The organism is Streptomyces sp. NPDC057249, assembly GCF_042669245.1.
Lineage (GTDB): Bacteria > Actinomycetota > Actinomycetes > Streptomycetales > Streptomycetaceae > Streptomyces.
In genome coordinates, this window is sequence record NZ_JBHUXS010000003.1 from 80,944 (window position 1) to 104,829 (window position 23,886).

The following is a 23,886-nucleotide window of genomic DNA, read 5'->3' on the forward strand; positions in this document are numbered from 1 at the left end:
CGCCCCGCGTGACCCTAAATCGCAGATCACACCCGGGCGGTGATTACGGTCACAGATTCCCACTGGTGGCGGCGTTCTCCGGGTCCGGTATCGGCAGCGGTCGCTTCTCGATCGCGGCGGCCATGACGTCCGGGAAGAGGTCCGGCGTACAGGCGAAGGCGGGGGCGCCGAGGGCGGACAGCGCCGCCGCGTGATCGCGGTCGTAGGCCGGGGCGCCCTCGTCGGAGAGTGCGAGCAGCGTGACGAACTGCACCCCCGACGCCTTCATCGCGGCCACCCGCTTCAGCATCTCGTTGCGGATGCCGCCCTCGTACAGGTCGCTGATGAGCACGACGACGGTGTCGGCCGGCCGGGTGATCCGGGACTGGCAGTAGGCCAGCGCGCGGTTGATGTCGGTGCCGCCGCCGAGCTGGGTGCCGAACAGGACGTCGACGGGGTCATCCAGCTGGTCGGTGAGGTCGACCACCGCCGTGTCGAAGACGACGAGCCGGGTACGGAGGGCGCGCATCGAGGCGAGCACGGCGCCGAACACCGACGCGTAGACCACGGAGGCGGCCATCGAGCCCGACTGGTCGATGCAGAGGATGACGTCCTTCTTCACGGACTGGGCGGCCCGCCCGTATCCGATGAGCCGTTCGGGGACGACCGTGCCCGCCCCGTCCCGGCCGGGCAGCTCCAGGTAGTTCTTGAGGTTGGCCCGGATGGTGCGGTCCCAGTCGATGTCGTGGTGGCGGGGGCGGGTGATCTTCGCCGACCGGTCGAGCGCGCCGGTGAGCGTGGCCCGGGTGCGGGTGGTGAGCCGCTTCTCCAGCTGCTCGACCACCTTGCGGACCACGGCCCGGGCGGTCTCCTTCGTCGTCTCGGGCATGGCCTTGTTGAGCGAGAGCAGGGTGCCGACGAGGTGCACGTCGGCCTCGACGGCCTCCAGCATCTCCGGTTCGAGCAGGAGCGCGGAGAGGCCCAGGCGGTCGATCGCGTCGCGCTGCATGACCTGGACGACGGAGCTGGGGAAGTACGTCCGGATGTCACCGAGCCAGCGGGCCACGGAGGGCGCCGAGGCGCCGAGCCCGGCCGAGCGCCCGCCGCCGCCCCGGCCGCCGGGCCGCCCCCCGCTCTCGTAGAGCGCGGTGAGCGCCTGGTCCATCGCGGCGTCGCGCCCGGTGAGCCCGCGGCCGGTGCTCTCCTCGCTGTCGGCGCCCAGCACCAGGCGCCAGCGGCGCAGCCGCTCGTCGTGGGCGGTGTCCGTGGTCGTCATGCCGTCTCCCCCAGGTGCGGGTCGTCGTGGTGGGCGGGGGCCGTGGGCGTCGCCGAGGGCTCGTCCAGGCCGAGGAGCAGGCGGAGCACCGGGACCACCGCGTCCGCGCGCGTCGTGTCCAGGACCGGGCCGAAGCCCGGGGCCGTGGCGCCCGCGCCCGCCGGGGACCCGGTTCCCGGCGCCCCGGCGAGGGCCGGGCCGCGCCGGACGAGGTCGCCCAGGGTGCGCCGGACGCCCGGTTCGTACGCGGAGAACGTGCGCCGCAGCAGGGGCAGCACGTCGGTGAACGTGTCGGCGGGGACTCCGGTGAGCCAGGAGTCGACCAGGGCGAGCAGCCGTTCGTCGTGGACGAGGAGCATGCCGCCGCCCGCCGCCCCGCCGACGAAGCCCTCGATCCAGGCGGCGGCGTCGGCCGGCGGGGTGCCCGGGGAGAGGGCGAGGCCCATCAGCCGGGCGGCGGCGTCCTGGTCGAGGTGGCCGTCGTCCAGGAGCAGCCGGGCGGCCCGGCCCCGGATGACGCCCGCGACCGTGTCCCGGACGGTCAGTTTCCGCAGCACCGCGCGCCAGCGCTCGCGCAGCCCGTCCGCGCTCGACCGGACGGCGCCGGCGAGCAGCCCGATCGCGGTGTGCACGCCGTCCACCTTGCGGCGCAGCGCCTCCGCGCCCTCGGCGTCGAGACCAGTGCAGGCGGGGGGCAGGCCGACGCAGATCCGCTCCGCGAGGCCGGCCGCGACCTCGCCGAGTGCGGTGGTGTCCGTGGCGCGGACGTCCCCGTAGCGCAGGGTGCGGGCCAGGGCCGGGAGGGCGTCCGCGAGGTGGCCGACGTCGGCGTCGAGCGCGGCCCGGTCGGCGAGGGCCCGCATCACGACCGGCAGGGCGTCCGGCAGGTCGGCGAGCAGGCAGCGCTCGGCCAGCCCGGTGACCTCGGCGAGCGCGGTGGCGGCCAGGGCGTCCGACTCGGCGCGGGCGGTGGCGGCGGAGAGCACGGTGGTGCCCCAGACGCCCGCCTCGGCGACGCGCACGTACAGCTCGGGCTCCCAGCGCAGCCGCCAGCTCTCCCGGAAGGTGCCGGTGCTGCCCCGGCCGGCGGCCGGTTCGCCCCAGCCGATGCCGAGGACGCGGAGCCGGTGCAGCAGGCGGCAGCGGGCGGCGTCGGTGTCCTTGCGCAGGTCGAGCTCGATCTCCCGCTCGTCGGCCTCCGGCTTGATCCGCAGGGTGCGCTGCTGCCGGGTCAGGTCGCGCTGGAGGGGGACAGCGGGGGCGGTGTCGGGCACCTCGCCGAGCGTGGTGCCGACCACGAGGCGGTCGTGGACGAGCGCGAGCGGCACGTCGGAGCCCTCGCACATGACGGCCCGGATCGCGTCGGTCGTCTCGCTCAGCCCGGCGAGCGGCCGGCCGCGCATCGCGGCGAGCGTCTCGGCGAGCCGGACGGCCTCGATGGCGTGGGCGGACGAGACGAACCGGTCCTCGTCGCGCAGGAGTCCGGCGACCTTGGTCATCCAGCGCTCGATCGGGCGGTCGGGGGCGGCGAAGAGGTGCTCGTACCAGCCGGGCGACTCGATGCCCGCGCCGTATCCGCTGTGCCGGGCGAGTCTGCGGTGGGTCCAGGGCACCCAGGTCAGTTCGGCCTTGGCCTTGGGCAGGCCCTTGAGCAGGGCCCGGTCGGCGGTGAGCGTCGTACGCGTGCCCAGGGCGGGGACGTGCCAGGCGCCGCAGACCACGGCGAAGTCGTCGCCGAACTCCTTCCGCGCCGTGCGGAGCTGGATGCGCATGTACGCCTCGCGCACCGCGTCCCGGGGATGCCCGCCGTCCCCGTACGCCTCGCGGAGCGCGGTCATCGCCTCGCCGAGCGCGGCGAACGCGGCGAGCGGTCCGGCCGCCTCACCGCTGCCGGGCACGCGGTGCTCGACCACGTCCTCCCACCAGCGCTCGGGGTCGTCGTAGCCGGCGGTCTCGGCGAGCACCCGGATCGGGTCGACGGGGACGGCGACGGGCCGCTCGTCCGGCTCCTCCCCGGGGGTGTCGTCGCCCTGGTCCGTCTCCGCGTCGGCCCGCATGGCCAGCGAGTGCGCGGCGGGCAGGTCGATGAAGCGGACCGGCACGTCCCGGGCCAGGGCCCAGCGGATGGCGACCCACTCGGGGGAGAACTCGGCGAACGGCCAGAACGCCGCCCGGCCGGGGTCGTCCACGGCGTGGGCGAGCAGGGCGACCGGGGGCCGCATCTCCTCGTCGGCCGCGAGCGGCAGCAGCGCATCGCCCTCGGGCGGGCCCTCGATGAGGACCGCCCGGGGGTGCGCGGTGTCGAGGGCGGCGCGCACGGCGCGGGCCGAGCCGGGGCCGTGGTGCCGCACCCCCAGCAGCAGCGGCCCCGGTCCGCGGGTGCCGGTCATGCGGACGCCTCCCGGCAGGCGCGGTAGAAGTCCTTCCAGCCGTCCCGCTCGCGCACCACGGTCTCCAGGTACTCCTGCCAGATCACCCGGTCGGCCGCCGGATCGCGGACGACCGCGCCGAGGATGCCGGCCGCCACGTCGCCCGGGCGCAGCACCCCGTCCCCGAAGTGGGCGGCGAGCGCGAGGCCGTTCGTGACGACGGAGATGGCCTCGGCCGTGGACAGCGTCCCCGACGGCGACTTGAGCTTGGTGCGGCCGTCGGTGGTGACACCGTCGCGCAGTTCGCGGAAGACCGTGACGACGCGGCGGATCTCGGCGAGGCCGTCGGGCGCGGGCGGCAGGTCGAGCGAGCGGCCGACCTGGTCGACGCGGCGGGAGACGATGTCGACCTCCGCCTCCGGGGTCGCGGGCAGCGGCAGGACCACGGTGTTGAACCGGCGGCGCAGCGCGCTGGACAGCTCGTTGACGCCCCGGTCGCGGTCGTTGGCGGTCGCGATGACGTTGAACCCGCGCACCGCCTGGACCTCCTGTCCCAGCTCGGGCAGGGGCAGCGTCTTCTCGGAGAGGATCGTGATCAGCGAGTCCTGCACATCGGCGGGGATGCGGGTCAGCTCCTCGATGCGGGCGGTCATGCCCTGGGACATGGCGCGCATCAGCGGGCTGGGCACGAGGGCGTCGCGGCTGGGGCCGTGGGCGAGCAGCTGCGCGTAGTTCCACCCGTAGCGGACGGCTTCCTCCGGGGTGCCCGCCGTGCCCTGGACGAGCAGCGTCGAGTCACCGCTGACGGCCGCCGCCAGGTGCTCGGAGACCCAGGTCTTGGCGGTGCCGGGGACGCCGAGGAGCAGCAGCGCGCGGTCGGTGGCGAGCGTGGTGACGGCGACCTCGACGAGGCGGCGCGGTCCCACGTACTTGGGTGTGATGACGGTGCCGTCGGACAGGGTGCCGCCCAGCAGGTACGTCGCGACGGCCCAGGGCGACAGGCGCCAACGCTCGGGCCTGGGGCGGTCGTCGGCCGCCGCGAGCGCCTTCAGCTCGTCGGCGAAGGCGTCTTCGGCGTGCGGGCGCAGGGCCTCGCCGGAACTTGCCTCGGTGGTGTGTGACACGGTCATGGATCTCCCCCTCCGGATCGGTCGACGGATCGGTCGGCCGGATGTGGTTCCACCGTGCACCATGGCACTGACAATCGGCCTTTGCGCAGGTCAGGGCCATTGTCAGTGGGGCCGCCTAACGTCGTTGGCATGCTGCTGACTGACGGGGGAGAACCCTTGGCCGACGCTGCCTCGGCCGCGCGCTGGACGGTGGAGCAGGTGCTGGCCCTGGCGCCTGACGACGCCTCACGCAAGGCGGGCAACAAGCTCGCCGCGTCCGGCTCCTGGTCGGAGACCGGGTGCGAGGCGACGGGTGCGGTGTGGGGGCTGTGCAAGGGCAGTGGGAGCAAGCCGTACCGGACGGTGGTCGACACCACCGGCCCTGCCTACAAGTGCAGTTGCCCCAGCCGGAAGTTCCCGTGCAAGCACGCGCTGGGCCTGCTGCTGCTCCGCGCCGCCGACGAGGCGGCGGCGCCCGCCGGGACGCCGCCGGACTGGGCGCGGGAGTGGCTGGACGGCCGTCGCGCTCGTGCGACGGCGAAGGCGCGGCCCGCCGGGGGTGACGGCGCGTCGGGTCCCGCCGATCCGGAGGCCGCGCGCAAGCGGGCGGAGAAGCGCGCCGAGCGGATCGGGGGCGGTGCGCGGGAGTTGGAGCAACGCCTCACCGACCTGCTGCGGGGCGGCCTCGCGGCGGCCGAGCAGGCGGGGTACGGGCTGTGGGAGGAGACGGCGGCCCGCATGGTCGACGCCCAGGCGCCCGGTCTCGCGGGCCGGGTGCGGGAGCTGGGCGCCGTCCCGGCATCCGGTCCGGGCTGGCCGGTGCGGCTCCTGGAGGAGTGCGCGCTGCTGCACCTGCTGGACTCGGCGTGGCTGGGCCGCGACCGGCTGCCGCCCGCACTCGCGGCCACGGTCCGTACGCGGGTGGGGCTGCCGGCCTCCCCGGAGGGTCCGCCGGTCCGCGACCGCTGGCTGGTCCTCGCCCAGTACGACACCCCCGAGGGCAAGATCGTCACCCGCCGCATCTGGCTGTACGGCGAGGAGTCGGGGCGCACGGCGCTGCTGCTGTCCTTCGGGGCGGCCGGCCGCTCCCCCGCCCAGGCCCTGCCCGTGGGCGTGACCGTGGACGCCGAGCTGACGCCCCATCCGGGCTCCGGGCAGCTCCGCGCCGAGCTGGGCGAACGCTTCGGCGCGCCCGGGCCCGTCGTCACGCCTCCGCCGGGGGTCACGGTCGGCGAGGCGATCGCCGCGTACGGGCGGGCCCTGGGCGACGACCCGTGGGCGGAGTCCTGGCCGGTGACCCTGCGCGATGTCATACCGGTGCCGTCCCCGGACGGCTGGCAACTGGTGGACGCGGAGGGCCGGGAGGCCCTGCCCGTGTCCCCCGCCGCGCTGAACCGCCCGCCGCTCTGGATGCTCGTCGCGGTCTCGGGCGGGGCCCCGCTCACGGTCTTCGGCGAGTGCGGCCACCGGGGCTTCGACCCGCTGGCGGCGTGGGCGGGCGGGTCCGTGCCCGCCCCGCCCGGTGGCGTCGAGACCGTCACGCTCATCTGACTCCGCAGTCCGGCTCCCGAGGAGGGGCGATGTCCCGTACGACCACACCAGCCGACAGCCCGACAGCGAGCGGGGCCGCCGCGCCCGGCGGGCTCGCCTCCGTGCCGTGGGAGGAGCTGGTCACCTCGGCCCTGCTCGGCACGGACCGCCGGCCGCCCGGTGGCGGGTCCGGCACCGGCCCGGACGACGCGGCCGCCGCGCTGCTGGACGCCGCCGTGCTGCACACCGTGCGGCGCCGGGCGGGGCTGCTGCCCGCCGCCGCGTCCCCGCGCCCCGCCGTGGCGCCCGACGACCCCCGGCCGCCGCTGCCGGAGGCCGCCCGTGGCCGGCTGGCCCAGCTCCTGGCGGACCGGGCGGCTGGCTCCGGCGGCAGGCGGGGCGCGGCCCCGGACCTGACGGAGCTGATCCCGCAGTGGCTGGCCACCGCCAACGTGCACGGTTACCGGGCGCCGGACTCCGCCCTGCCCGCGCTGCTGGACGCGGCCCGGGCCCGCACCGATCTCCGCCCGCAGACCCTGGAGTTCGCCGGGCCGCGCGGCCTGTGGCTGGCCGGGCTGAACCCGGAGTGGAAGTTCGCGCTGCGCGGCGCGTCCGGCAGTGCGCTGCTGCCCTCGCCGGACGACGCGGAGGCGGTGCGGCGGCTGTGGGAGGAGGGCCTGTTCGCAGAGCGGATCGCGTTGCTCGGAGCGGTACGGGCGCATGACGCGGAGGCGGCCCGCGCGCTGCTGGCGACCACGTGGAAGACCGAACGGGCCGAGGACCGGCTGATGTTCGTGGACTCGCTGCGGACCGGGCTGTCCGCCGCGGACGAGGCGTTCCTGGAGCAGGCGCTCGCCGACCGCAGCCGCAACGTCCGGGCGACGGCGGCCGAGTTGCTGTCCGCGTTGCCCGGTTCGGCGCTGGCCCGGCGGATGGCGGACCGGGCGCTGTCCTGCGTGAGCCCGGGGCTGACCGGCGACGAGCCGTTCGTCGCGGTGGAGGCGCCGCACGAATGCGACGAGGCGATGCAGCGTGACGGGGTGGTGCCGCTCCCGCCGTCCGGTCGGGGCGAACGGTCCTGGTGGCTGGGCCAGTTGGTGGAGGCGACCCCGCTCTCCGTCTGGCCGGCCCGGTTCGGCGGGCGTGGCGCGGAGGAGATCGTGGGCCTGCCCGTGGCGGACGGCTGGGGCGAGGAGCTGCACGCGGCCTGGTGCCGGGCCGCCGTCCGGCAGCGCGATGCCGCGTGGGCGCGGGCGTTGCTGGGGCCGCCGTCGACGCCCCCGTCCAACGGTCCGGGTACGGCGTCGCTCGCCGAGCGGGCGAAGCTCCTGGCGGTGCTGCCGCCGGCGGAACGGGCCGCCTGGGTGGGGGATTTCGTCGCCGCGCACGGTTTGTCGGAGGCGTTCCAGCTGCTGGGGGTCTGCCCGGTCCCGTGGGCGCCACCGCTCGGCCGGGCCGTGGTCGACGCGCTCGACATCGCGAGGGACGCGGGCAGCTACCCGTGGAGCTTCAGCGGCGTGATGGGCCTGGCCGAACGCTGCCTCGACCCGGCGGAGGCGGCCCGCCTGGAGGTCCTGACGACGACCCCCGCGGAGCCGGCGGACGCCTCCCCCGGCGCGAACGGCTACTGGACGGAGGCGTTCCAGCGCCTGGTCTCCACGCTGCGCCTGCGCGCCACGATGGACAGCGAGCTGTCCGGGTCCCCGATGCGGTGACCCGACGACGGGCACGCCCCGCCTCCGGCGCCCGGGCCCCGACGCGTCCACGCCCCGGCGCCCCGGACCACGGGCACGCCTCGCCTCCGGCGCCCGGCCGCCCCGGGACCACCGGGCCCGAATCCCCGGCCCACGCCCGGCTCACGGCAGACCCCCGCACCCCGGACCACGGGCACGCCCCGCCCCGACGCCCAGCCGCCCCCAGGACCACAGCGCCCCGACGCGTCCACGGCCCCGGCGCCCCGACAACGGGCACGCCTCCCCTCCGGCGCCCGGCCGTCTCGGGAACGCAGCGCACGGGGGCCGGCGCGTCCAGCGGACCCGGCCCACGGCACGCCCGCGCACCCCGGACCACGGACCGACCGCGCCCCGGCGCCCGGCCGCCCCCCGGACCGCGGGGCTCGGCCCACGCCCGGCGTCCGGCCGCCCCCGGACCCCGGCGCGTCCAGCGGCCCCCCGCGCCCCGTGCCCCGGCGCCTCCGGCGCCCTCCGACGCCCTACGCCTCTGCCGGGTGGCGGACGTTCGCGTTGACCCAGTCGACGATCGCCGTCGTCGTCGCGCCCGGGGTGAAGATCTCCGCGACGCCCTGGTCCTTCAGGGGGGCGATGTCCGCCTCCGGGATGATGCCGCCGCCGAAGACCTTGATGTCCTCCGCCTTGCGGTCCTTCAGGAGTTCGATCACCTTGGCGAAGAGCGTGTTGTGCGCGCCGGAGAGGATCGAGAGACCGATCGCGTCGGCGTCCTCCTGGATCGCCGTGTCCACGATCTGCTCGGGCGTCTGGTGCAGGCCCGTGTAGATGACCTCCATACCCGCGTCACGCAGCGCCCGCGCGATCACCTTCGCCCCGCGGTCATGGCCGTCGAGGCCCGGCTTGGCCACCACCACACGGATCGGACCGGTCACACCCATCACTGCCTCCACATGCGTCTCCCGTGCCTGAAGGGCCGGGGATGTGAACGAACGTTATCCACAGCATCCCGCAAGCGGCCGTTTCGCGGTGGGCCGGGAGGGGGAAATCACACATGGGACATTGTTCACGGGCACCGGTTCCAGGGCCCGCGGTGGTTGCGCCGTGGCGTCGCCGTACGGGACCGGCCGCCCGGGGAGCCGCATCGGGTCGCCGTATCACCGCGCCGTCAGCCGCACGGCACGGTGGTACGGGCCTCCGTCCGCACGGGCCGCCTCCGGCACGGCGCCCCGCCCGGACCCTCCGCCGGCGCGGCGCCCGTCCGGAGCAGGAGGCCGACCATGAAGACCCCCAGCCTGCCGTTCCCCGCCCCGCCGACCGCACTGCTGAGGGCGACCGCCCTGGAGCTCGTCGTGCTCGCCGGGCACGCCCTGCTGTATCCGACCGGGATCGCCGGGGAACGCCACCCGGGCCGGAAGCCGGCTGACGACGGCGCCGAGCCCGCCCCCGCCGGCATCGAACCCGCCGGCATCGCACCCGCCGACCGGCCACCCGTCGTCTTTCTGCACGGTTTCATCGACAACCGCTCCGTCTTCGTCCTGCTGCGCCGCTCCCTGGCCCGGCACGGCTGGGCCCATCTGGAGTCGCTCAACTACTCGCCGCTGACCAGCGACATCCGTACGGCCGCCGAGCTGCTGGACCGGCACATCGAGGAGATCTGCGCCCGCACCGGCCACCACCGGGTGGACATCGTGGGCCACAGCCTCGGCGGCCTCATCGCGCGCTACTACGTACAGCGGCTGGCCGGTGACCGCCGGGTGCGCACCCTCGTCACGCTGGGCACGCCGCACGCCGGGACCGCCGTCGCCCCGCTGGCCGGGGCGCTGCCCATCGTGCGGCAGATGCGCCAGGGCTCGGCCCCCGTCGAGGAGCTGCGGCTGCCCGCACCCGGCTGCCGCACCCGGTTCGTCAGCTTCTGGAGCGAACTCGACCGGGTGATCGTGCCCGCCGAGGCGGCCTGCGTCGACCACCCGGACCTGGAAGCGGTCAACGTACGCGTCACCGGCATCGGCCACCTCGCGCTGCCGGTGCACCCGGCCGTGGCGGCTGCCGTACGGCAGGCGCTGGACGAAGCGGAACCGGCCCGGGAGGCACCCCGGAGCACCCCCGGGGCCACCCCTTCCACCCCCGCCGCCTAATCGAACAAACTTCGAACGTAGAGCCAAGGCTCTGTGCGCTCGCCGCCGAAAGACGGCCGATTGCCCGTTTTCCCGGGCGCCTCGGAGCCGTCGAAGATTGTCGATGACGGATACCGCCGGGTACAGTCGCCGCCAGTTCTCCCGGGGCACCCCACGGCTCCGGAACCTGGTCCTGCTGCCGAGGCGAGAGAGAAGTTGGTGAACGACCAGCACCCCCACGCCGGGTATGCCGGATACGACGGCTACTCCACGGGCAGCTTCGAGACGGACCCGCTCTTCGGCTCGCTCCCCGGCACCGGCGTCACCTACGACGGCGGCCATGACGCCTCGTACGACACCTCGCAGGGCTACGGCATCGCGTACACCGGCGGTGAGACCGGATACGGCGGCGCGTACGGCACCACCCAGTGGGACACGGGCGCGCACCAGGCGTACGAGACCCCGCGGCACCCGCAGTACGACACCGCCCCGTACGACGCGACGCCGCAGTACGACACCGCCGGCTGGCTGCCGACGGAGGGCTACGCCCCCGGCATCCCGTCCCAGGGCGGCGCCCCGGACTCCTCCGGCCAGTGGGACACCACCACCTGGACCGCCGCCGCCACCGCGTGGCCCTCCGAGGACACCGGGACGTACGACACCGGCGCGTACGACGCCACCGCCTGGAACACCGGCGCCACGCCCGGGCACGAAGAGCAAAATGTGCAAAGTCCGGCCGCCTCGAACGAAGCCGAACAGGCCGGCCCCCCGGAGACGTACGAGACCTACACGTCGTACGACGAGACCGGCTCCCACGACTTCGACCCGTACGAGTCCCACCACCGCGCCGGCGACGAGCCGGACGAGGCCGCCGAGCCGCACCCCGACCTCGCCCCCGCCGAGCCCCGCCGCGGCGGTGGCCGCAGTCGCAGGCGTTCTCCCGCCAAGCGCTCCGCACTCCTCACCGTCGCCGTTCCCTCCGCCTGCGTGATGAGCGTGGCCGGGATCGCCGCCGCCTCCGTGAGCGGGATGGGCGGGGACGAGGCGAAGCAGGACGCGACCACCACCATGGCCGCCGCCGACCCCGGCACGGTCAAGCCGGTCGCGGCCAACAACGAGCTGGACACCCAGCTCGCCAACCTCAGCGCCGACGCCGAGAACTTCGCGGACCGCGCCAGCCGCACCCAGGAACGCATCGACCTGAAGCAGCGGCAGGCCGCCGAGAGGAAGAAGCGCGCGGCGGAGGCCGCCCGCAAGGAGGCCCTGCGCCCCAAGTTCGTGATGCCGGTCAAGCAGCACGGGCTGAGCGCCTACTTCGGACAGGCGGGCGTCAACTGGATGTCCGTGCACACGGGCATCGACTTCCCCGTCCAGTACGGCACCCCGGTGATGGCGGCGACCGACGGCACGGTCCGTACGCAGTACAACAGCGCCTACGGCAACATGGCCATCGTGACCATGGCCGACGGCACCGAGACCTGGTACTGCCACCTCAGCAGCACCCGCATCCGCTCGGGCCCGGTCAAGGCCGGCGATGTCATCGCGTACTCCGGGAACTCCGGGAACTCGACCGGCCCGCACATGCACTTCGAGGTGCGGCCGGGCGGCGGCGCGGCGATCGACCCGCTGCCGTGGCTGCGCGGGCACGGGGTCAACCCGACCTGAGCGGGACGGACCACTGCGGCGGCCGGGGCCTCGGGGGCTCCGGCCGCCGCCGGTTTCTCAGAGCTTCTGCACCGGCGCGTACCGCAGGAGCAGCTTCTTGGGGCGGTCGTCGCCGAAGTCGACCGTGGCCTTCGCCTGGTCGCCGACGCCCTCGACCGCCGTCACCGTGCCCAGGCCGAACTGGTCGTGTGTGACCCGGTCGCCCGCCACCAGCGTGATCGTCGGCTTGTCCGAGGTCCGCCGGGTCGCGAAGCCGGAGGGGCCGGAGCGGGCGCGGGAGGCGGAGAGCGACGAGGTGATCCCCGAGGTGGGGCCCGCCGGGGCGGCCATCGGGCCCTTCCGCTTCCAGTCCAGGTGCTGGTCCGGGATCTCCTCCAGGAACCGCGACGGCGGGTTGTACGAGGGCTGGCCCCAGGCGCTGCGCATGGCGGCCCGGGTCAGATACAGCCGCTCGCGGGCGCGGGTGATGCCGACGTACGCGAGGCGGCGCTCCTCCTCCAGCTCCTTGACCTGGCCGAGCGCCCGCATGTGCGGGAAGACGCCGTCCTCCATGCCGGTCAGGAAGACGACCGGGAATTCGAGGCCCTTCGCGGTGTGCAGGGTCATCAGCGTGATGACGCCGGAGCCGTCGGTGTCCTCGTCGGGGATCTGGTCGGAGTCGGCGACGAGCGCGACCTGCTCCAGGAACTCCGCGAGCGTGCCGGTGCCCTCCTCCTCGCCCCGGTCCTGCTCGAATTCGAGGGCGACGGCGGCGAGCTCCTGGAGGTTCTCGATGCGGGTCTCGTCCTGCGGGTCGGTGGACGCCTGGAGCTCGGCGAGATAGCCCGTACGCTCCAGGACCGCCTCCAGCACGACGGCGGGCCCGGCGCCGGACTCCACGACCGTGCGCAGCTCCTCCATCAGCGTGTTGAACCGCTTCACGGCGTTGGCGGAGCGGGCGGCCATGCCGTACGCCTCGTCCACCCGGCGCAGCGCCTGCGGGAAGGTGATCTTCTCGCGCAGCGAGAGCGCGTCGATCATGGCCTCGGCGCGCTCGCCGATGCCGCGCTTGGGGACGTTGAGGATGCGGCGGAGCGGGACGGTGTCCTCGGGGTTGGCGAGGACCCGCAGGTAGGCCAGGACGTCCCGGACCTCCTTGCGCTCGTAGAAGCGGACGCCGCCGACGACCTTGTAGGGCAGGCCGACGCGGATGAAGATCTCCTCGAAGACACGGGACTGCGCGTTCGTCCGGTAGAAGACGGCGACGTCGCCGGCCTTCGCGTCGCCCGCGTCGGTGAGGCGGTCGATCTCCTCGGCAACGAACTGCGCCTCGTCGTGCTCGGTGTCCGCGACGTAGCCCGTGATGCGGGCGCCGGTGCCGGCCTTGGTCCACAGGTTCTTGGGGCGGCGGCTCTCGTTGCGCTCGATGACGGCGTTGGCGGCGGAGAGGATCGTCTGGGTGGAGCGGTAGTTCTGCTCCAGGAGGATCGTCGTCGCGTCCGGGTAGTCCTCCTCGAACTGGAGGATGTTGCGGATGGTCGCGCCCCGGAAGGCGTAGATCGACTGGTCCGCGTCGCCCACGACGCACAGCTCGGCGGGGGCGTTCTCGGGACCGGCCGGGCCGACCAGCTCGCGCACCAGCGTGTACTGGGCGTGGTTGGTGTCCTGGTACTCGTCGACGAGGACGTGCCGGAAGCGGCGGCGGTAGTGCTCGGCGACGTCCGGGAACGCCTGGAGGAGGTGGACCGTCGTCATGATGATGTCGTCGAAGTCCAGCGCGTTGGCCTCGCGCAGGCGGGCCTGGTACATCGCGTACGCCTGGGCCAGGGTCTTCTCGAACCCGTCGGCTGCCTGGCCCGCGAAGGTCTCCTCGTCGATGAGCTCGTTCTTGAGGTTGGAGACCTTGGCGGTGAAGGACTTCGGCGGGTAGCGCTTCGGGTCCAGCTCCAGATCGCGGCAGACCAGGGCCATGAGCCGCTTGGAGTCGGCCGCGTCGTAGATCGAGAACGAGGACGTGAAGCCGAGCTTCTTGGACTCGCGGCGCAGGATGCGGACGCACGCGCTGTGGAAGGTCATGACCCACATGGCGTTGGCCCGGGGCCCGACCAGCTGCTCGACGCGCTCCTTCATCTCGCCGGCGGCCTTGTTGGTGAAGGTGATCGCCAGGATCTGGCCGGGGTGGACGCCCCGCTCGGCCAGCAGGTGGGCGATGCGGTGGGTGAGCACCCTGGTCTTGCCGGAGCCGGCGCCGGCCACGATGAGCAGGGGCGACCCGGAGTGCACGACGGCGGCGCGCTGCTCGGTGTTCAGTCCGTCGAGCAGCGCCTCGGGGTCGATGACGGGGCGGTGCGCGCCGTCGCGGTAGTACGCGTCGCGGGCCGGCGGGGGCCCGTCGAACACGCCCGCGAACAGGTCCTCCGGCACCGCTTCGGGTGCAGGGTCCTCGGGGGGCGGCGGGGGCGCGTCCTCCTCCTGCTGGAGGCCGGCCAGGAAACTGTCGTCGAATAGGCTGCTCATCGCTGTCCGAGTCTAAGGCGCCCGACCGACACCCGGCCCCGCTCCGAAAAGGTCACGGAAATGTATCGGGCATATCGAACACCAACCTTCACAGCGGCCCCATGAGTTGGCTAGCGTGCACGTTCGGACGGCCCGTACCCCCAGAGGCGACCCACGCCGAGCGTGCCGCCACGCCGAATCCGGGCCCGCCCGGAACCGGGGACCCACACGCAGTACCGGGGTGAATCGGTCCTTCCCCACCGGACCGTAGGGCAGCCTTCCGTTCCGCCCGAACCCGACAGCTAACCCGGTAGGCGGTCCACGGAAGGAGATGCCGGCCTTGGCGTCGCATCGCAAACCGCGCACCCGGGTGCGCTCCACCGCCCCCGCCATCGGTCTGACCTCGGCCGCGCTGGCCTCGGTGACCCTGCTGTCCTCGCAGAGCGCGATGGCCGCGCCGGCGCCGAAGCCGAGCATCGAGGAAGTCCGGAAGAAGGTGGACGACCTCTACCGGCAGGCCGGCAACGCGACCCAGAAGTACAACCAGGCGAAAGAGGCCACGGACAAGCAGCGGTCCAAGGTCGACGCGCTGCTCGACGACGTGGCCAAGCGCACCGAGAAGCTGAACGACGCCCGCAGGACGCTGGGCAACTACGCCGCCGCCCAGTACCGCAACGGCGGCCTCGCGCCGACCGCCACCTTCTTCCTGGCCGACGACCCGCAGTCGTTCTTCGACCAGACCCACCTCATGGACCGCATGGCCGAGCGCCAGCAGCAGGCGGTCGCGAACTTCCGTACGCAGCAGGCGAAGGCGTCGAAGCAGCGCGCGGAGGCCGTGGAGAGCCTGGAGACGCTGACCGAGTCGCAGGCCGCGCTGCGTACCAGCAAGCAGGACGTCCGGACGAAGCTGGCCGAGGCCCGGACGCTGCTGTCGAAGCTGACCGCCGAGGAGAAGGCGCGTCTGGCGGAGCTGGAGCGCAAGAAGGAGGCCGAGGCCAAGCGCAAGGCGGCGGAGCTGGCGAAGAAGCAGGCCGCCGCCGCGAAGGAGGCCGAGCGGAAGGCCGAGGCGTCGGGCGGCAGCGGTACGGAGACGGGCTCGGGCTCCGACACAGGCTCCGGCTCCGACACCGGCACCAGCGCGTCCACGAAGGCGGAGAAGGTCCTCGCGTTCGCCCGCGCCCAGATCGGCAAGCCGTACGTCTGGGGGGCGACCGGCCCCTCCTCGTACGACTGCTCGGGGCTGACGCAGGCGGCCTGGAAGGCGGCGGGCGTCGACATCCCGCGGACCACCTGGGACCAGGTGAACGTCGGCACGCGCGTCGCGACGGCCGATCTGCAACCCGGTGACCTGGTGTTCTTCTACGACGACATCAGCCACGTCGGGATCTACAAGGGCGACGGGATGATGATCCACGCGCCGAAGCCCGGGGCGAACGTGCGCGAGGAGTCGATCTACTACATGCCGATCTACGGGAGTGTGCGCCCGGCCTGACCGGGGAAGAGGGCCGGCCCGCGCCCGGGCCGGCCGGCGCGCGGCCGCTCAGGTCCAGAGCGTGGCGATGAAGATGTTCGCCAGGGTCAGCGCGCCGACCGCCGCGAAGAACCCCTTCTCGACCTTCTCCTCGTCGCGCTTGACGTAGACGAGCCCCAGGATCACGACCAGGAACAGCAGCTTGATCCCGATCTTGACGTTGTTCACGGGGTGGTCGTCGGCCTGGTCCAGGCCGACCAGGGCGACGCCGGTGACCAGCATGGTCAGCGCGCCGTGCAGCATGCCGGGGACGAACCGGGCGGTGCCGGCCTTCATCGCCTTCATCTGGCCGAGGAAGCCGCCGAGCAGGGCGGCGATGCCGATGATGTGCAGGGCGACGACGAAATCGATGAGTACGCGCATGGTTCCGCACCCTAGAGCCCTCCCCTCCGGTCACTCCGGGCAGGGTGGGGCCTACGGCCCGCTTGAATGATGAATGCACTTTTTGCCTGACTCTGTGGCCCTTTTCCCGGTCGTTCATGCTTCACAGGCGGTCATCCCCCGACAATGCCACGCCAAGACCAGGCAATAGCAGTCATAACGACACCTTCCCGTGACCTCGGATTAGCGTCCCTTCCCGGTGGCCGTGGACCAGGAACCGTTCTCGCCGGCCACCCGAGGAACCCCGCCGGTAGACCCCGCCGGGCCGTCGCACGGAAGGACGCCCGCCCCCGTGGCAGCGCATCGCAAACCCAGGCAGCGCCTCACCACCGCCTCCGCGGCCCGCACCGCGGCGACCCTCGCCGTCGCCGGAGCCGCGACGGCCGCCGTGCTGCCGGGAGCCGCGCACGCGGACCCCGCGCCCACCGCACGGCAGGTCAAGGCCCAGGTGGACCGGCTGTACCGGGAGGCGGAGGTCGCCACCGAGAAGTACAACGGCGCGAAGTCCGAGGCGACCGCAGCCGCCGAGTCGGTCGACGCCCTGCGCGACGAGGCCGCCCGCAGGACCGCCCGCCTCAACACCGCCCGCGACGTGCTCGGCGCGTACGCCGCCGCGCAGTACCGGTCCGGCGGCATCGACCCCTCCGTGCAGCTGGCGCTCTCCTCCGACCCCGACCAGTACCTGCGCCGCGCCACCTACGCGGAGCGGGCCGGCGAGCGCCGGGCCGCCGAGGTGCGCTCGGTGCGCCGCCAGGTCGCGGAGATCGCCCAGGTACGCGCCGAGGCGGCCGGGAAGCTCACCGAGCTGGCCGCCCGGCAGGCCGCCCTGAAGGAGCACCGGGCGACCGTCCGCGCCAAGCTGGCCGAGGCCCGCCGCCTCCTCGCCCGCCTCACCCCGGCCGAACGCGCCGCCTACGACGCCTCCGAGAACGGGCGCGGGGCCGGTCACGCGGACCGGAGCGCACCGCGCACCGCCGTCGCCGCGCCCAACGCCCGCGCCGCCCAGGCGGTCGCCTTCGCGTACAGCGCCCTGGGCAAGCCGTACGTGTGGGGCGCGACCGGGCCCCACTCGTTCGACTGCTCCGGTCTCACCCAGGCCGCCTGGCGCGCCGCCGGGGTCTCGCTGCCCCGGACCACGTACACCCAGATCAACGCCGGGCAGCGGGTTCCGCGCTCCCAGCTGGCCCCCGGGGACCTGGTGTTCTTCTACTCGGGCGTCAGCCATGTCGGCCTGTACATCGGGAACGGTCGGATGATCCACGCGCCGCGCCCCGGGGCCCCGGTCCGGATCGCGCCCATCGACGAAATGCCCTTCGCGGGGGCGACCCGGGTGGCATAGGCTCCGGCGCGGCCCCCGACCTCAACGGCCCGAAGGACACCCGCCGATGCCGATGGACGCCGACGTCCAGACCCACGCCCGTACGCTCACGCTGCGCTCCCCGGACCATGTCCGCGTCGGGCCGTTCGTGATCCGCTACAACCCGAACTGGTCGCTGAAGTACGCCAACTACGCGATCCCGGACCAGGACGCCGAACCGACGCCCGGTGAACTCGACGCGCTCATAGCGGCGTTCCGCGAGCGGGGCCGGATGCCCCGCCTGGAGTTCCTGCCCGGCTGGGCGCCCGCCGTCGAACCGGCGCTGCTCGCCGCCGGGTTCACCGTCGAGAACCGGGCCCCGCTCCTCGCCTGTGCCCCCGGCGGCCTGGTGGAGCCGAAGCCGGTCGCGGACCTGGTCATGGCCGAGCCGGCCACCGAGGCGGAGTTCGCCGCCGCCGCGCTCGTCCAGCACCTGGGCTACGGCGGCGAGGGCGAACCCGAGGACGGCACGGCGGAGTGGCTGCGGAACGCGGCGGCGGGCGGCGGGGTCGCCGCGCTCGCGACGGTCGGCGGGACCCCGGCGGGTGCGGGCGGCTGCTCGGTCCCGGTGGACGGCCTCAGCGAGCTGGCGGGCCTGGCGGTCGGCGCGGAGTTCCGCCGCCGGGGCATCGGCGCCGCGCTCTCCGCCCACCTGACGCGCACCGCGTTCGAGCGGGGCTGCCGGGTGATGTGGCTGGAGCCGGGCGACGCCGACGTGGAGCGGATCTACGCGTCGATCGGCTACCGCCGGATCGGCGAGAAGCTGAACATCTCGCTCGACCCGGAGGCGGACCGCTAGACCAGCCGGCGCGCCGTCGCCCAGCGGGTCAGTTCGTGGCGGTTGGAGAGCTGGAGCTTGCGCAGCACCGCCGAGACGTGGGACTCGACCGTCTTGACGGAGATGAACAGCTGCTTCGCGATCTCCTTGTACGCGTAGCCCCGGGCGATCAGCCGCAGGACCTCGCGCTCGCGCTGGGTCAGCCGGTCCAGGTCCTCGTCGACCGGGGGTGCGTCCGTGGAGGCGAAGGCGTCGAGGACGAAGCCGGCCAGGCGGGGCGAGAAGACCGCGTCGCCGTCCTGGACCCGGAAGACCGAGTCGACCAGGTCGGTGCCGGTGATCGTCTTGGTGACGTAGCCCCGGGCGCCGCCCCGGATCACGCCGATGACGTCCTCGGCGGCGTCCGACACGGAGAGCGCGAGGAAGCGCACCGGGTTCTCGGCGGCGCCCATCAGGGGCGCGCAGCGGCGCAGCACCTCGACGCCGCCGCCGCCGGGAAGGTGGACGTCGAGGAGGACGACCTCGGGGCGGGTCGCCGTGATGACGGTGACCGCCTGGTCGACGTCGGCCGCCTCGCCGACGACCTCGACGCCGGTCTCCTCGGTGCGGCCGATCTCGGCCTGCACGCCGGTGCGGAACATCCGGTGGTCGTCGACGAGCACGACTCGTACCCGGCGCTCCGGGTTCTCCCGGCCCCCGGCCGCCTCACTGGTCCCGTTCATCGCTCGTCCTCTCCATCTCAAGCTCGACCTCGGTGCCCCCGCCGGGCACCGAACGCAGCCGGGCCGTGCCGCCGTTGCGCTGCATCCGGCCGATGATCGATTCTCGTACGCCCATTCTGTCCCCCGGTACGGAGTCCAGGTCGAATCCCGGGCCCCGGTCGCGCACGGAGACGAAGACCGTGCGGCCCTCGACCTCCGCGTAGACCTGGACGGCACCGCCCTCGCCACCGTACTTGGCGGCGTTGACCATCGCCTCGCGCGCGGCCTGCATCTGGGCGGCCAGCTTCTCGTCCAGCGGGCAGTCGCCGACGACGACGACCTCCAGCGGGACGCCGTGCTTGTCCTCGACCTCGGCGGCGGCCCGTTTGACGGCCTCGGCCAGCGTCTCCGGCTCGTCGTCCTCGTCCTTGCCGGTGCCCTCGGGGTTGTACAGCCAGTTGCGCAGCTCGCGTTCCTGGGAGCGGGCCAGCCGGCGGACCTCGCCGGCGTCGTCGGCGTTGCGCTGGATCAGGGTGAGGGTGTGCAGCACGGAGTCGTGGACGTGGGCGGCGACCTCGGCGCGCTCCTGGGCCCGGATGCGCATGAGGCGTTCCTCGGAGAGGTCCTGGGTCATGCGGACGAGGTAGGGGCCGGCGAGGAGGGCGATGCCGGTGAGCACGGCGATGGCGGCGGTGATGACGTTGCCGAGCTGGGCGGCGGAGCCGCGTACGACCATGAAGACGGCGAGGCCCAGGCCGACCAGCGCGACTCCGGCCAGGGCGCGCGCCACTTGCAGGACGCGGCGGCGGCTGCCGACCTCCATCCAGCGGGCGCGGCGGGCGTTGTCGGCCTGGCGCCACACCAGGACGGAGCCGGCGCCGATGAGGAGGCTGGGCCAGATGTAGCGGTCGGCCTTGCTGCCCATGTCGACGTTGCCGACGAAGATGAAGGCGCCGACGAGCAGCGCGATGAGGGCGAAGACCTGGCCCTTGTCGGGCTTGCGGAGGCGGCGGGTGCCGTCGGGGGCGGTCTCGAAGACGGACCTGGGCCCCTCCACGCCGCCGACGCCGAGCGGGACCACGATCCAGAACACCGCGTACAGCAGGGCGCCGAGGCCGTCCGCGAAGAACAGGCCGAGGAAGACGAACCGGAGCCAGGCGACCGGGAGTCCGAGGTGTCCGGCGAGTCCGCGCGCCACTCCGCCCAGGAGCCGGCCGTCGGCGCTGCGGTACAGCTTGCGCAGCGGGGGCTCCTCCGGGTCGGCGGCGTGGGAGCTTGCGGCTCGGGTGGTGGCGGCTGGCATGGTCCGATCGTCACATGCCCGCGCGGGTGAGGACATCAGGGTCGGCCCCCGGTTCGACCCTGAGACGGCTGGGACGCGGGGGCGGGGCGGGGCCCGGCATCCCTGAGAGGCGGGCGGGCCAATATCAGGGACCGGCCAGGGTCGGGGCGGGTGCCGGTGGGGCCCGGGGGCCGTCACCATGGAGCCATGACCGTTCCCCAGGACGCGCCGCCCGGCGCCGCACCGCCGCCTCCCGAGCCCGCTCCGCGCCTGCACCGCAGCCCGCGGCACAAGGTGGTGGCCGGGGTGTGCGGCGGGATGGGCCGGTATTGCGACGTCGATCCGGTGATCTTCCGGATCGTGCTCGGGGTGCTGTCGGTGACCGGGGGCTTCGGGCTGATCTTCTACGGCTTCGCCTGGCTGCTGATCCCGGTGGAGGGCGAGGACGAGAACGAGGCGCGGCGGCTGCTGTCGGGCCGGGTCGAGCTGGCGTCGCTGAGCGCGGTGCTGTGCGCGCTGATCGGCTGCGGTCTCTTCCTGTCGATGCTGGGGAACGGCGGCACGCTGGCGTTCTCGGCGATGCTGTCGGTCGCGGTCCTGGGCTTCTCCATGTGGACGCAGGCGCGCAAGAAGGCCGGTCCGGAGGACCCGCTGCACCAGGCGGCCGCGCAGGCGGCGTCGGAGGCGCCGCCCGAGGTGAAGGCGCCGCCGACCCTGTCCGGGCCCTCCTGGTGGCGCGACCCGATCGTCAAGGACGGCACGACGGGGCCGGTGGCCGCCGGTTATCTGTGGGGGCCGCCGGACACGGAGGTCGCCGGGGTGCCGCGCGGGGCCACGCCCGACGCCCCGTTCCGCCCGCCGCCGCCCCGGTCGCGGGAGGTGCGGGGGCCGCGCTCGATCGCCGGCCCGGCGTTCCTCGTCGCCCTGCTCGCGGGCGGGCTCGGTACGGGGCTGACCTGGGGGTCCCAGCCGCTGGGCACCAGCCTGGAGGTCGGTCTCGCCGCCGCGCTCGGGGTGTTCGGCCTGGCGATGCTGGTCAGCGCGTTCGTCGGGCGGACCGGCTTCGGCACCCTGCTGCTGGCGACGATCACGTCCGGGCTGCTGGTGGGCGCCGCGGCGCTGCCCAAGGACATCGGCACGGACTGGGTGCGCGAGGAGTGGCGCCCGGCGTCCGTCGCCGCCGTCCAGCCGTTGTACGCGATCGGCGCGGGCCAGGCCGAGCTGGACCTGACCCGGATCACGGTGGAGAAGGGCGAGACGGTGCGGACCCGGGTGGAGGCCCGGGCGGGCCGGGTCCTCGTGCACGTCCCGCCGGAGGTCACCGTCCGGGTGCACGCGCGGACCCGGTTCGGCGCGCTCGTGGTGGTGGACGGGCGGCACAAGGGCGATCTGGACATCCGCGCCACGCAGGACCAGCGCAGGACGCTGTCGCCGGCCGAGGGCAGCACCCCGGGCGGCACGGTCGACCTGGATCTGGAAGTGGACTACGGACAGGTGGAGGTCAACCGTGCCGCGTCATGAGTTCCGGCCGGGCCGGGCCGTCACCGGCCTGGTCATGCTGGCCCTGGCCGCCGGATACGCGGCGGACGCGGCGGGCGCCTGGGACGCCCCGCCGCAGTTCTTCGTCGCGCTGTTCTGCGGCGGGCTGTGGACGGCCGCCTGGGCGACCTGGATCACCTACCGCATCCGCCGCCGGCGCGCCGCGAGGAGCGCGTCCAGCGAGAGCGACGCGGCCCCGCCCAGCAGCAGCGGCAGCCACGCCATGAGGTAGACCAGGTCGTTGCCGAGGTAGTACGGGGAGACCTGCCAGCTGACGGTGAGCCACAGGCTCAGCGAGATGAGGGCGCCGCCGAGCGCGGCGATCCTCGTCCACAGGCCGAGGAGGGTGCCGATGCCGACGGCCAGCTCGCCGATGGCGATCGCGTAACCGAAGCCGGCGGGGGCGTTCAGCGCGAGGTCGACCAGGCCGGGGATCGCGGCGGAGTCGCGGACGGCGTGCATCTGCCCGCCGACCGACCCGGGGCCGGTGGCGTGGAAGAACGCGCTGTCGGTGAGCTTGTCGAGCCCCGCGTACACGAAGGTGACGCCGAGGAAGACGCGCAGCGGCAGCAGGGCGTGCTCCCGCGCCAGGTCCCGCAGGCTGCTGCCCTCGCCCTGGACGCGCCCCAGGCCCCGCCCGTTACCGCCGTACCCGTACATGCTGCTCCCGCCTTCCGCGGCCGTGCCCACCGGACCGTGCGGCCCGTCACCCGACCTTACGTACGAACGCGGCGAAAGCGTTCAGCGCGGTCCGGGTTCGCGGGTGGGGCCGGCTCAGTCGGTGACGTCGATGGCGACGGGGGCGGTCTCCGTGCCCGCGGCCGTCACGACCTGCACCTCGACCACGCCCGGCTCCACCTCGACCGGCACCGGCACGGTCAGCAGCGTGTCGGAGGGGTTCGCGAAGCCGCCGGGGACCGGCACCAGCGGGACATGGACGTGCACGGTCCCGATCCGCACCACGACCCGGGCCAGCCGGTCCGGGGCCCCCGCGCCCGGCGGCACGAACCCGGCGCCCCGGATCTCGATGTCGTCCCCGGTCCGGATGGGCGCGTCCAGGTCGCCCGCCTCCCGGGACCGGACGACGGAGAGCACGACGGGCCGGCCGCCCTCGCCGTACTTGCCGGTGAAGTAGACGGCCGCCGACACCGCCACCAGGAGGGCGAGGCCCCACGGCAGGTCGGGCAGCTGCTCGGGCCTGCGGGCCAGGCGGACGGCGGCGAACACCACGGCGACCGTGGACACCAGGACGTACTGCACGTCCGTGAAGGTGCCGCGCCCCGAGTCGTCGGTGAGCAGGTCCGCCGCGCGCGGCCGGTCGGCGCGCAGCTTCTGGAGCCGCCCGGACAGTACCCGCACGCTCACCACCCGGCGCACGGCCACCGCCACGGCGCACACCAGCGCCAGCACGGCCACGATCCCGGCGCCGCGCGCCAGGTCCAGCCCCTCGATCAGCTCGTCGCGCCGGGCGTGGCCGGAGGCGGCGGCCAGTTCGAGGGCGAGGACGAGCACGGAGAACACGGCGAGCAGCACCCAGGACGCGGCGACCGCGCGGGAGGTGGAGAGCCGGTTGTCCTCACCGATCAGCGGGGCGAGGAGGCCGCCGCGGGCCCGGTGGACGTGGGCGGCGGCGGTCAGCAGCGCGGCGGTGACCAGTCCGGCGACGAGTCCGGCGGTACGGGCGTGGGTCCAGCCCGCCCCGATCGCGGTGGCGGCCTCGGCGAGGGCGAGGACGGCAAGGCCGCCCCAGACGACGACCAGGGTGCGCTGCCAGACCCGGTACAGCCAGGCGTCACCGGCCTCGCGGCCCCGGTCGGCCACCTCGCGCGCGGACTCGGTCAGCTCGTCGGAGACCCACTGCCGGGTCGCGGACGCCGACTGGGCGACCCCGGCGGGCAGTCCCTGTCCGGCGGCGAACCCGTCGCGCTTGGCCAGGAAGGCGGCCACCGCGCGCCGGTGTCCCTGGCGCGCCCCGTGCGGGCAGTCCCCGCAGGTGCAGCCGCCGCCGTGCGCGCCCTGTCGTGCCTCGTCCAACGCCACGGAGAACGCCGCCCTTTCCCGCCCCTGTCGCCACCCCGGGGCAGCCAACTCGTCTGTGAACGCAGCGAATTG

The 23,886-nt window shown here is 74.3% G+C and carries 19 protein-coding genes and 1 riboswitch; of the genes, 9 read left to right on the forward strand and 10 right to left on the reverse strand.

All coding sequences use genetic code 11. The features are described from left to right. Positions 1 to 49 precede the first annotated feature (49 nt). Genes ACFUJY_RS06885 through ACFUJY_RS06895 form a run of 3 tightly spaced genes read right to left on the reverse strand, consistent with a single transcriptional unit; the run spans position 50 to position 4,754 of the window. The gene (locus tag ACFUJY_RS06885) at positions 50 to 1,255 is read right to left on the reverse strand and encodes a VWA domain-containing protein (protein ID WP_383295609.1); all 1,206 of its coding nucleotides are present in this window, start codon (positions 1,253 to 1,255) and stop codon (positions 50 to 52) included. Further along, on the reverse strand, positions 1,252 to 3,645 hold the full coding sequence (locus tag ACFUJY_RS06890) for a DUF5682 family protein (protein WP_383295612.1): 2,394 nt from the start codon (positions 3,643 to 3,645) through the stop codon (positions 1,252 to 1,254). The genes ACFUJY_RS06885 and ACFUJY_RS06890 overlap by 4 nt, the downstream gene beginning before the upstream one ends. Beyond that, complete coding sequence (locus ACFUJY_RS06895; protein WP_383295615.1) at positions 3,642 to 4,754, reverse strand: AAA family ATPase; 1,113 nt, start codon at positions 4,752 to 4,754, stop codon at positions 3,642 to 3,644. The genes ACFUJY_RS06890 and ACFUJY_RS06895 overlap by 4 nt, the downstream gene beginning before the upstream one ends. A gap of 129 nt (positions 4,755 to 4,883) precedes the next feature. Here ACFUJY_RS06895 and ACFUJY_RS06900 point away from each other — a divergent pair, with 129 nt between their 5' ends. Together ACFUJY_RS06900 and ACFUJY_RS06905 are read left to right on the forward strand one after the other, a co-directional pair. Beyond that, positions 4,884 to 6,284 carry an SWIM zinc finger family protein gene (locus ACFUJY_RS06900; protein ID WP_383295618.1) on the forward strand — a complete coding sequence of 467 codons (1,401 nt, stop codon included), beginning with the start codon at positions 4,884 to 4,886 and terminating at the stop codon, positions 6,282 to 6,284. 29 nt (positions 6,285 to 6,313) lie between these two features. After that, on the forward strand, positions 6,314 to 7,978 hold the full coding sequence (locus tag ACFUJY_RS06905; protein WP_383295621.1) for a DUF5691 domain-containing protein: 1,665 nt from the start codon (positions 6,314 to 6,316) through the stop codon (positions 7,976 to 7,978). A 497-nt stretch (positions 7,979 to 8,475) separates the two neighbouring features. Here ACFUJY_RS06905 and ACFUJY_RS06910 read toward each other — a convergent pair whose 3' ends face one another. Beyond that, positions 8,476 to 8,889, reverse strand: a complete 414-nt coding sequence (locus ACFUJY_RS06910; RefSeq protein ID WP_383295624.1) for a cobalamin B12-binding domain-containing protein — start codon at positions 8,887 to 8,889, stop codon at positions 8,476 to 8,478. Positions 8,890 to 9,228: 339 nt separating this feature from the next. Here ACFUJY_RS06910 and ACFUJY_RS06915 point away from each other — a divergent pair, with 339 nt between their 5' ends. Then, positions 9,229 to 10,086: an esterase/lipase family protein gene (locus ACFUJY_RS06915; protein WP_383295627.1), complete on the forward strand. Its 858-nt coding sequence runs from the start codon at positions 9,229 to 9,231 to the stop codon at positions 10,084 to 10,086. A 198-nt stretch (positions 10,087 to 10,284) separates the two neighbouring features. Continuing rightward, positions 10,285 to 11,730 (forward strand): peptidoglycan DD-metalloendopeptidase family protein, encoded by a 1,446-nt coding sequence (locus ACFUJY_RS06920; protein WP_383295630.1) that lies wholly within the window; start codon positions 10,285 to 10,287, stop codon positions 11,728 to 11,730. Between the two features lie 57 nt (positions 11,731 to 11,787). Here ACFUJY_RS06920 and pcrA read toward each other — a convergent pair whose 3' ends face one another. Beyond that, positions 11,788 to 14,226, reverse strand: coding sequence for a DNA helicase PcrA (gene pcrA / locus ACFUJY_RS06925; RefSeq protein ID WP_383295633.1), 2,439 nt, complete (start codon positions 14,224 to 14,226; stop codon positions 11,788 to 11,790). 161 nt (positions 14,227 to 14,387) lie between these two features. After that, positions 14,388 to 14,538: riboswitch (cyclic di-AMP (ydaO/yuaA leader) on the forward strand. On the opposite strand from pcrA, the gene ACFUJY_RS06930 reads away from it, so the two are divergent. Continuing rightward, positions 14,537 to 15,697: an NlpC/P60 family protein gene (locus ACFUJY_RS06930; protein ID WP_383295637.1), complete on the forward strand. Its 1,161-nt coding sequence runs from the start codon at positions 14,537 to 14,539 to the stop codon at positions 15,695 to 15,697. It overlaps the preceding riboswitch by 2 nt. Before the next feature lie 48 nt (positions 15,698 to 15,745). Here ACFUJY_RS06930 and ACFUJY_RS06935 read toward each other — a convergent pair whose 3' ends face one another. Next, positions 15,746 to 16,099, reverse strand: a complete 354-nt coding sequence (locus ACFUJY_RS06935) for a hypothetical protein (RefSeq protein ID WP_361023816.1) — start codon at positions 16,097 to 16,099, stop codon at positions 15,746 to 15,748. Between the two features lie 310 nt (positions 16,100 to 16,409). Here ACFUJY_RS06935 and ACFUJY_RS06940 point away from each other — a divergent pair, with 310 nt between their 5' ends. Next, complete coding sequence (locus tag ACFUJY_RS06940) at positions 16,410 to 17,456, forward strand: NlpC/P60 family protein (RefSeq protein ID WP_383295640.1); 1,047 nt, start codon at positions 16,410 to 16,412, stop codon at positions 17,454 to 17,456. A 46-nt stretch (positions 17,457 to 17,502) separates the two neighbouring features. Continuing rightward, entirely contained in the window at positions 17,503 to 18,273 is a 771-nt protein-coding gene (locus ACFUJY_RS06945) for a GNAT family N-acetyltransferase (protein WP_383295643.1), read from the forward strand. Here the strand turns inward: ACFUJY_RS06945 and ACFUJY_RS06950 are convergent. Next, a complete protein-coding gene (locus ACFUJY_RS06950) occupies positions 18,270 to 18,974 on the reverse strand; it encodes a LuxR C-terminal-related transcriptional regulator (RefSeq protein WP_383295645.1) in 705 nt (234 codons plus the stop codon). The genes ACFUJY_RS06945 and ACFUJY_RS06950 overlap by 4 nt on opposite strands. Beyond that, positions 18,958 to 20,256, reverse strand: coding sequence for a PspC domain-containing protein (locus ACFUJY_RS06955; protein WP_383295648.1), 1,299 nt, complete (start codon positions 20,254 to 20,256; stop codon positions 18,958 to 18,960). The genes ACFUJY_RS06950 and ACFUJY_RS06955 overlap by 17 nt, the downstream gene beginning before the upstream one ends. A gap of 186 nt (positions 20,257 to 20,442) precedes the next feature. On the opposite strand from ACFUJY_RS06955, the gene ACFUJY_RS06960 reads away from it, so the two are divergent. Beyond that, complete coding sequence (locus ACFUJY_RS06960) at positions 20,443 to 21,756, forward strand: PspC domain-containing protein (protein ID WP_383295651.1); 1,314 nt, start codon at positions 20,443 to 20,445, stop codon at positions 21,754 to 21,756. Further along, positions 21,743 to 22,006 (forward strand): hypothetical protein, encoded by a 264-nt coding sequence (locus ACFUJY_RS06965; RefSeq protein ID WP_383295654.1) that lies wholly within the window; start codon positions 21,743 to 21,745, stop codon positions 22,004 to 22,006. The genes ACFUJY_RS06960 and ACFUJY_RS06965 overlap by 14 nt, the downstream gene beginning before the upstream one ends. On the opposite strand, the gene ACFUJY_RS06970 is transcribed toward ACFUJY_RS06965, so the two are convergent. Together ACFUJY_RS06970 and ACFUJY_RS06975 are read right to left on the reverse strand one after the other, a co-directional pair. Next, on the reverse strand, positions 21,913 to 22,434 hold the full coding sequence (locus ACFUJY_RS06970; RefSeq protein WP_383295656.1) for a DoxX family protein: 522 nt from the start codon (positions 22,432 to 22,434) through the stop codon (positions 21,913 to 21,915). The genes ACFUJY_RS06965 and ACFUJY_RS06970 overlap by 94 nt on opposite strands. 114 nt (positions 22,435 to 22,548) lie before the next feature. Next, entirely contained in the window at positions 22,549 to 23,814 is a 1,266-nt protein-coding gene (locus tag ACFUJY_RS06975) for a hypothetical protein (RefSeq protein WP_383295659.1), read from the reverse strand. Between the last annotated feature and the right edge of the window lie 72 nt (positions 23,815 to 23,886).

Bases quoted from the DNA above. Each gene is read 5' to 3' on its own strand.
- ACFUJY_RS06885 (WP_383295609.1), bottom strand. From the start codon at position 1,255: ATGACGACCACGGACACCGCCCACGACGAGCGGCTGCGCCGCTGGCGC.
- ACFUJY_RS06890 (WP_383295612.1), bottom strand. From the start codon at position 3,645: ATGACCGGCACCCGCGGACCGGGGCCGCTGCTGCTGGGGGTGCGGCAC.
- ACFUJY_RS06895 (WP_383295615.1), bottom strand. From the start codon at position 4,754: ATGACCGTGTCACACACCACCGAGGCAAGTTCCGGCGAGGCCCTGCGC.
- ACFUJY_RS06900 (WP_383295618.1), top strand. From the start codon at position 4,884: ATGCTGCTGACTGACGGGGGAGAACCCTTGGCCGACGCTGCCTCGGCC.
- ACFUJY_RS06905 (WP_383295621.1), top strand. From the start codon at position 6,314: ATGTCCCGTACGACCACACCAGCCGACAGCCCGACAGCGAGCGGGGCC.
- ACFUJY_RS06910 (WP_383295624.1), bottom strand. From the start codon at position 8,889: ATGGGTGTGACCGGTCCGATCCGTGTGGTGGTGGCCAAGCCGGGCCTC.
- ACFUJY_RS06915 (WP_383295627.1), top strand. From the start codon at position 9,229: ATGAAGACCCCCAGCCTGCCGTTCCCCGCCCCGCCGACCGCACTGCTG.
- pcrA (WP_383295633.1), bottom strand. From the start codon at position 14,226: ATGAGCAGCCTATTCGACGACAGTTTCCTGGCCGGCCTCCAGCAGGAG.
- ACFUJY_RS06930 (WP_383295637.1), top strand. From the start codon at position 14,537: ATGCCGGCCTTGGCGTCGCATCGCAAACCGCGCACCCGGGTGCGCTCC.
- ACFUJY_RS06935 (WP_361023816.1), bottom strand. From the start codon at position 16,099: ATGCGCGTACTCATCGATTTCGTCGTCGCCCTGCACATCATCGGCATC.
- ACFUJY_RS06945 (WP_383295643.1), top strand. From the start codon at position 17,503: ATGCCGATGGACGCCGACGTCCAGACCCACGCCCGTACGCTCACGCTG.
- ACFUJY_RS06950 (WP_383295645.1), bottom strand. From the start codon at position 18,974: ATGAACGGGACCAGTGAGGCGGCCGGGGGCCGGGAGAACCCGGAGCGC.
- ACFUJY_RS06955 (WP_383295648.1), bottom strand. From the start codon at position 20,256: ATGCCAGCCGCCACCACCCGAGCCGCAAGCTCCCACGCCGCCGACCCG.
- ACFUJY_RS06960 (WP_383295651.1), top strand. From the start codon at position 20,443: ATGACCGTTCCCCAGGACGCGCCGCCCGGCGCCGCACCGCCGCCTCCC.
- ACFUJY_RS06970 (WP_383295656.1), bottom strand. From the start codon at position 22,434: ATGTACGGGTACGGCGGTAACGGGCGGGGCCTGGGGCGCGTCCAGGGC.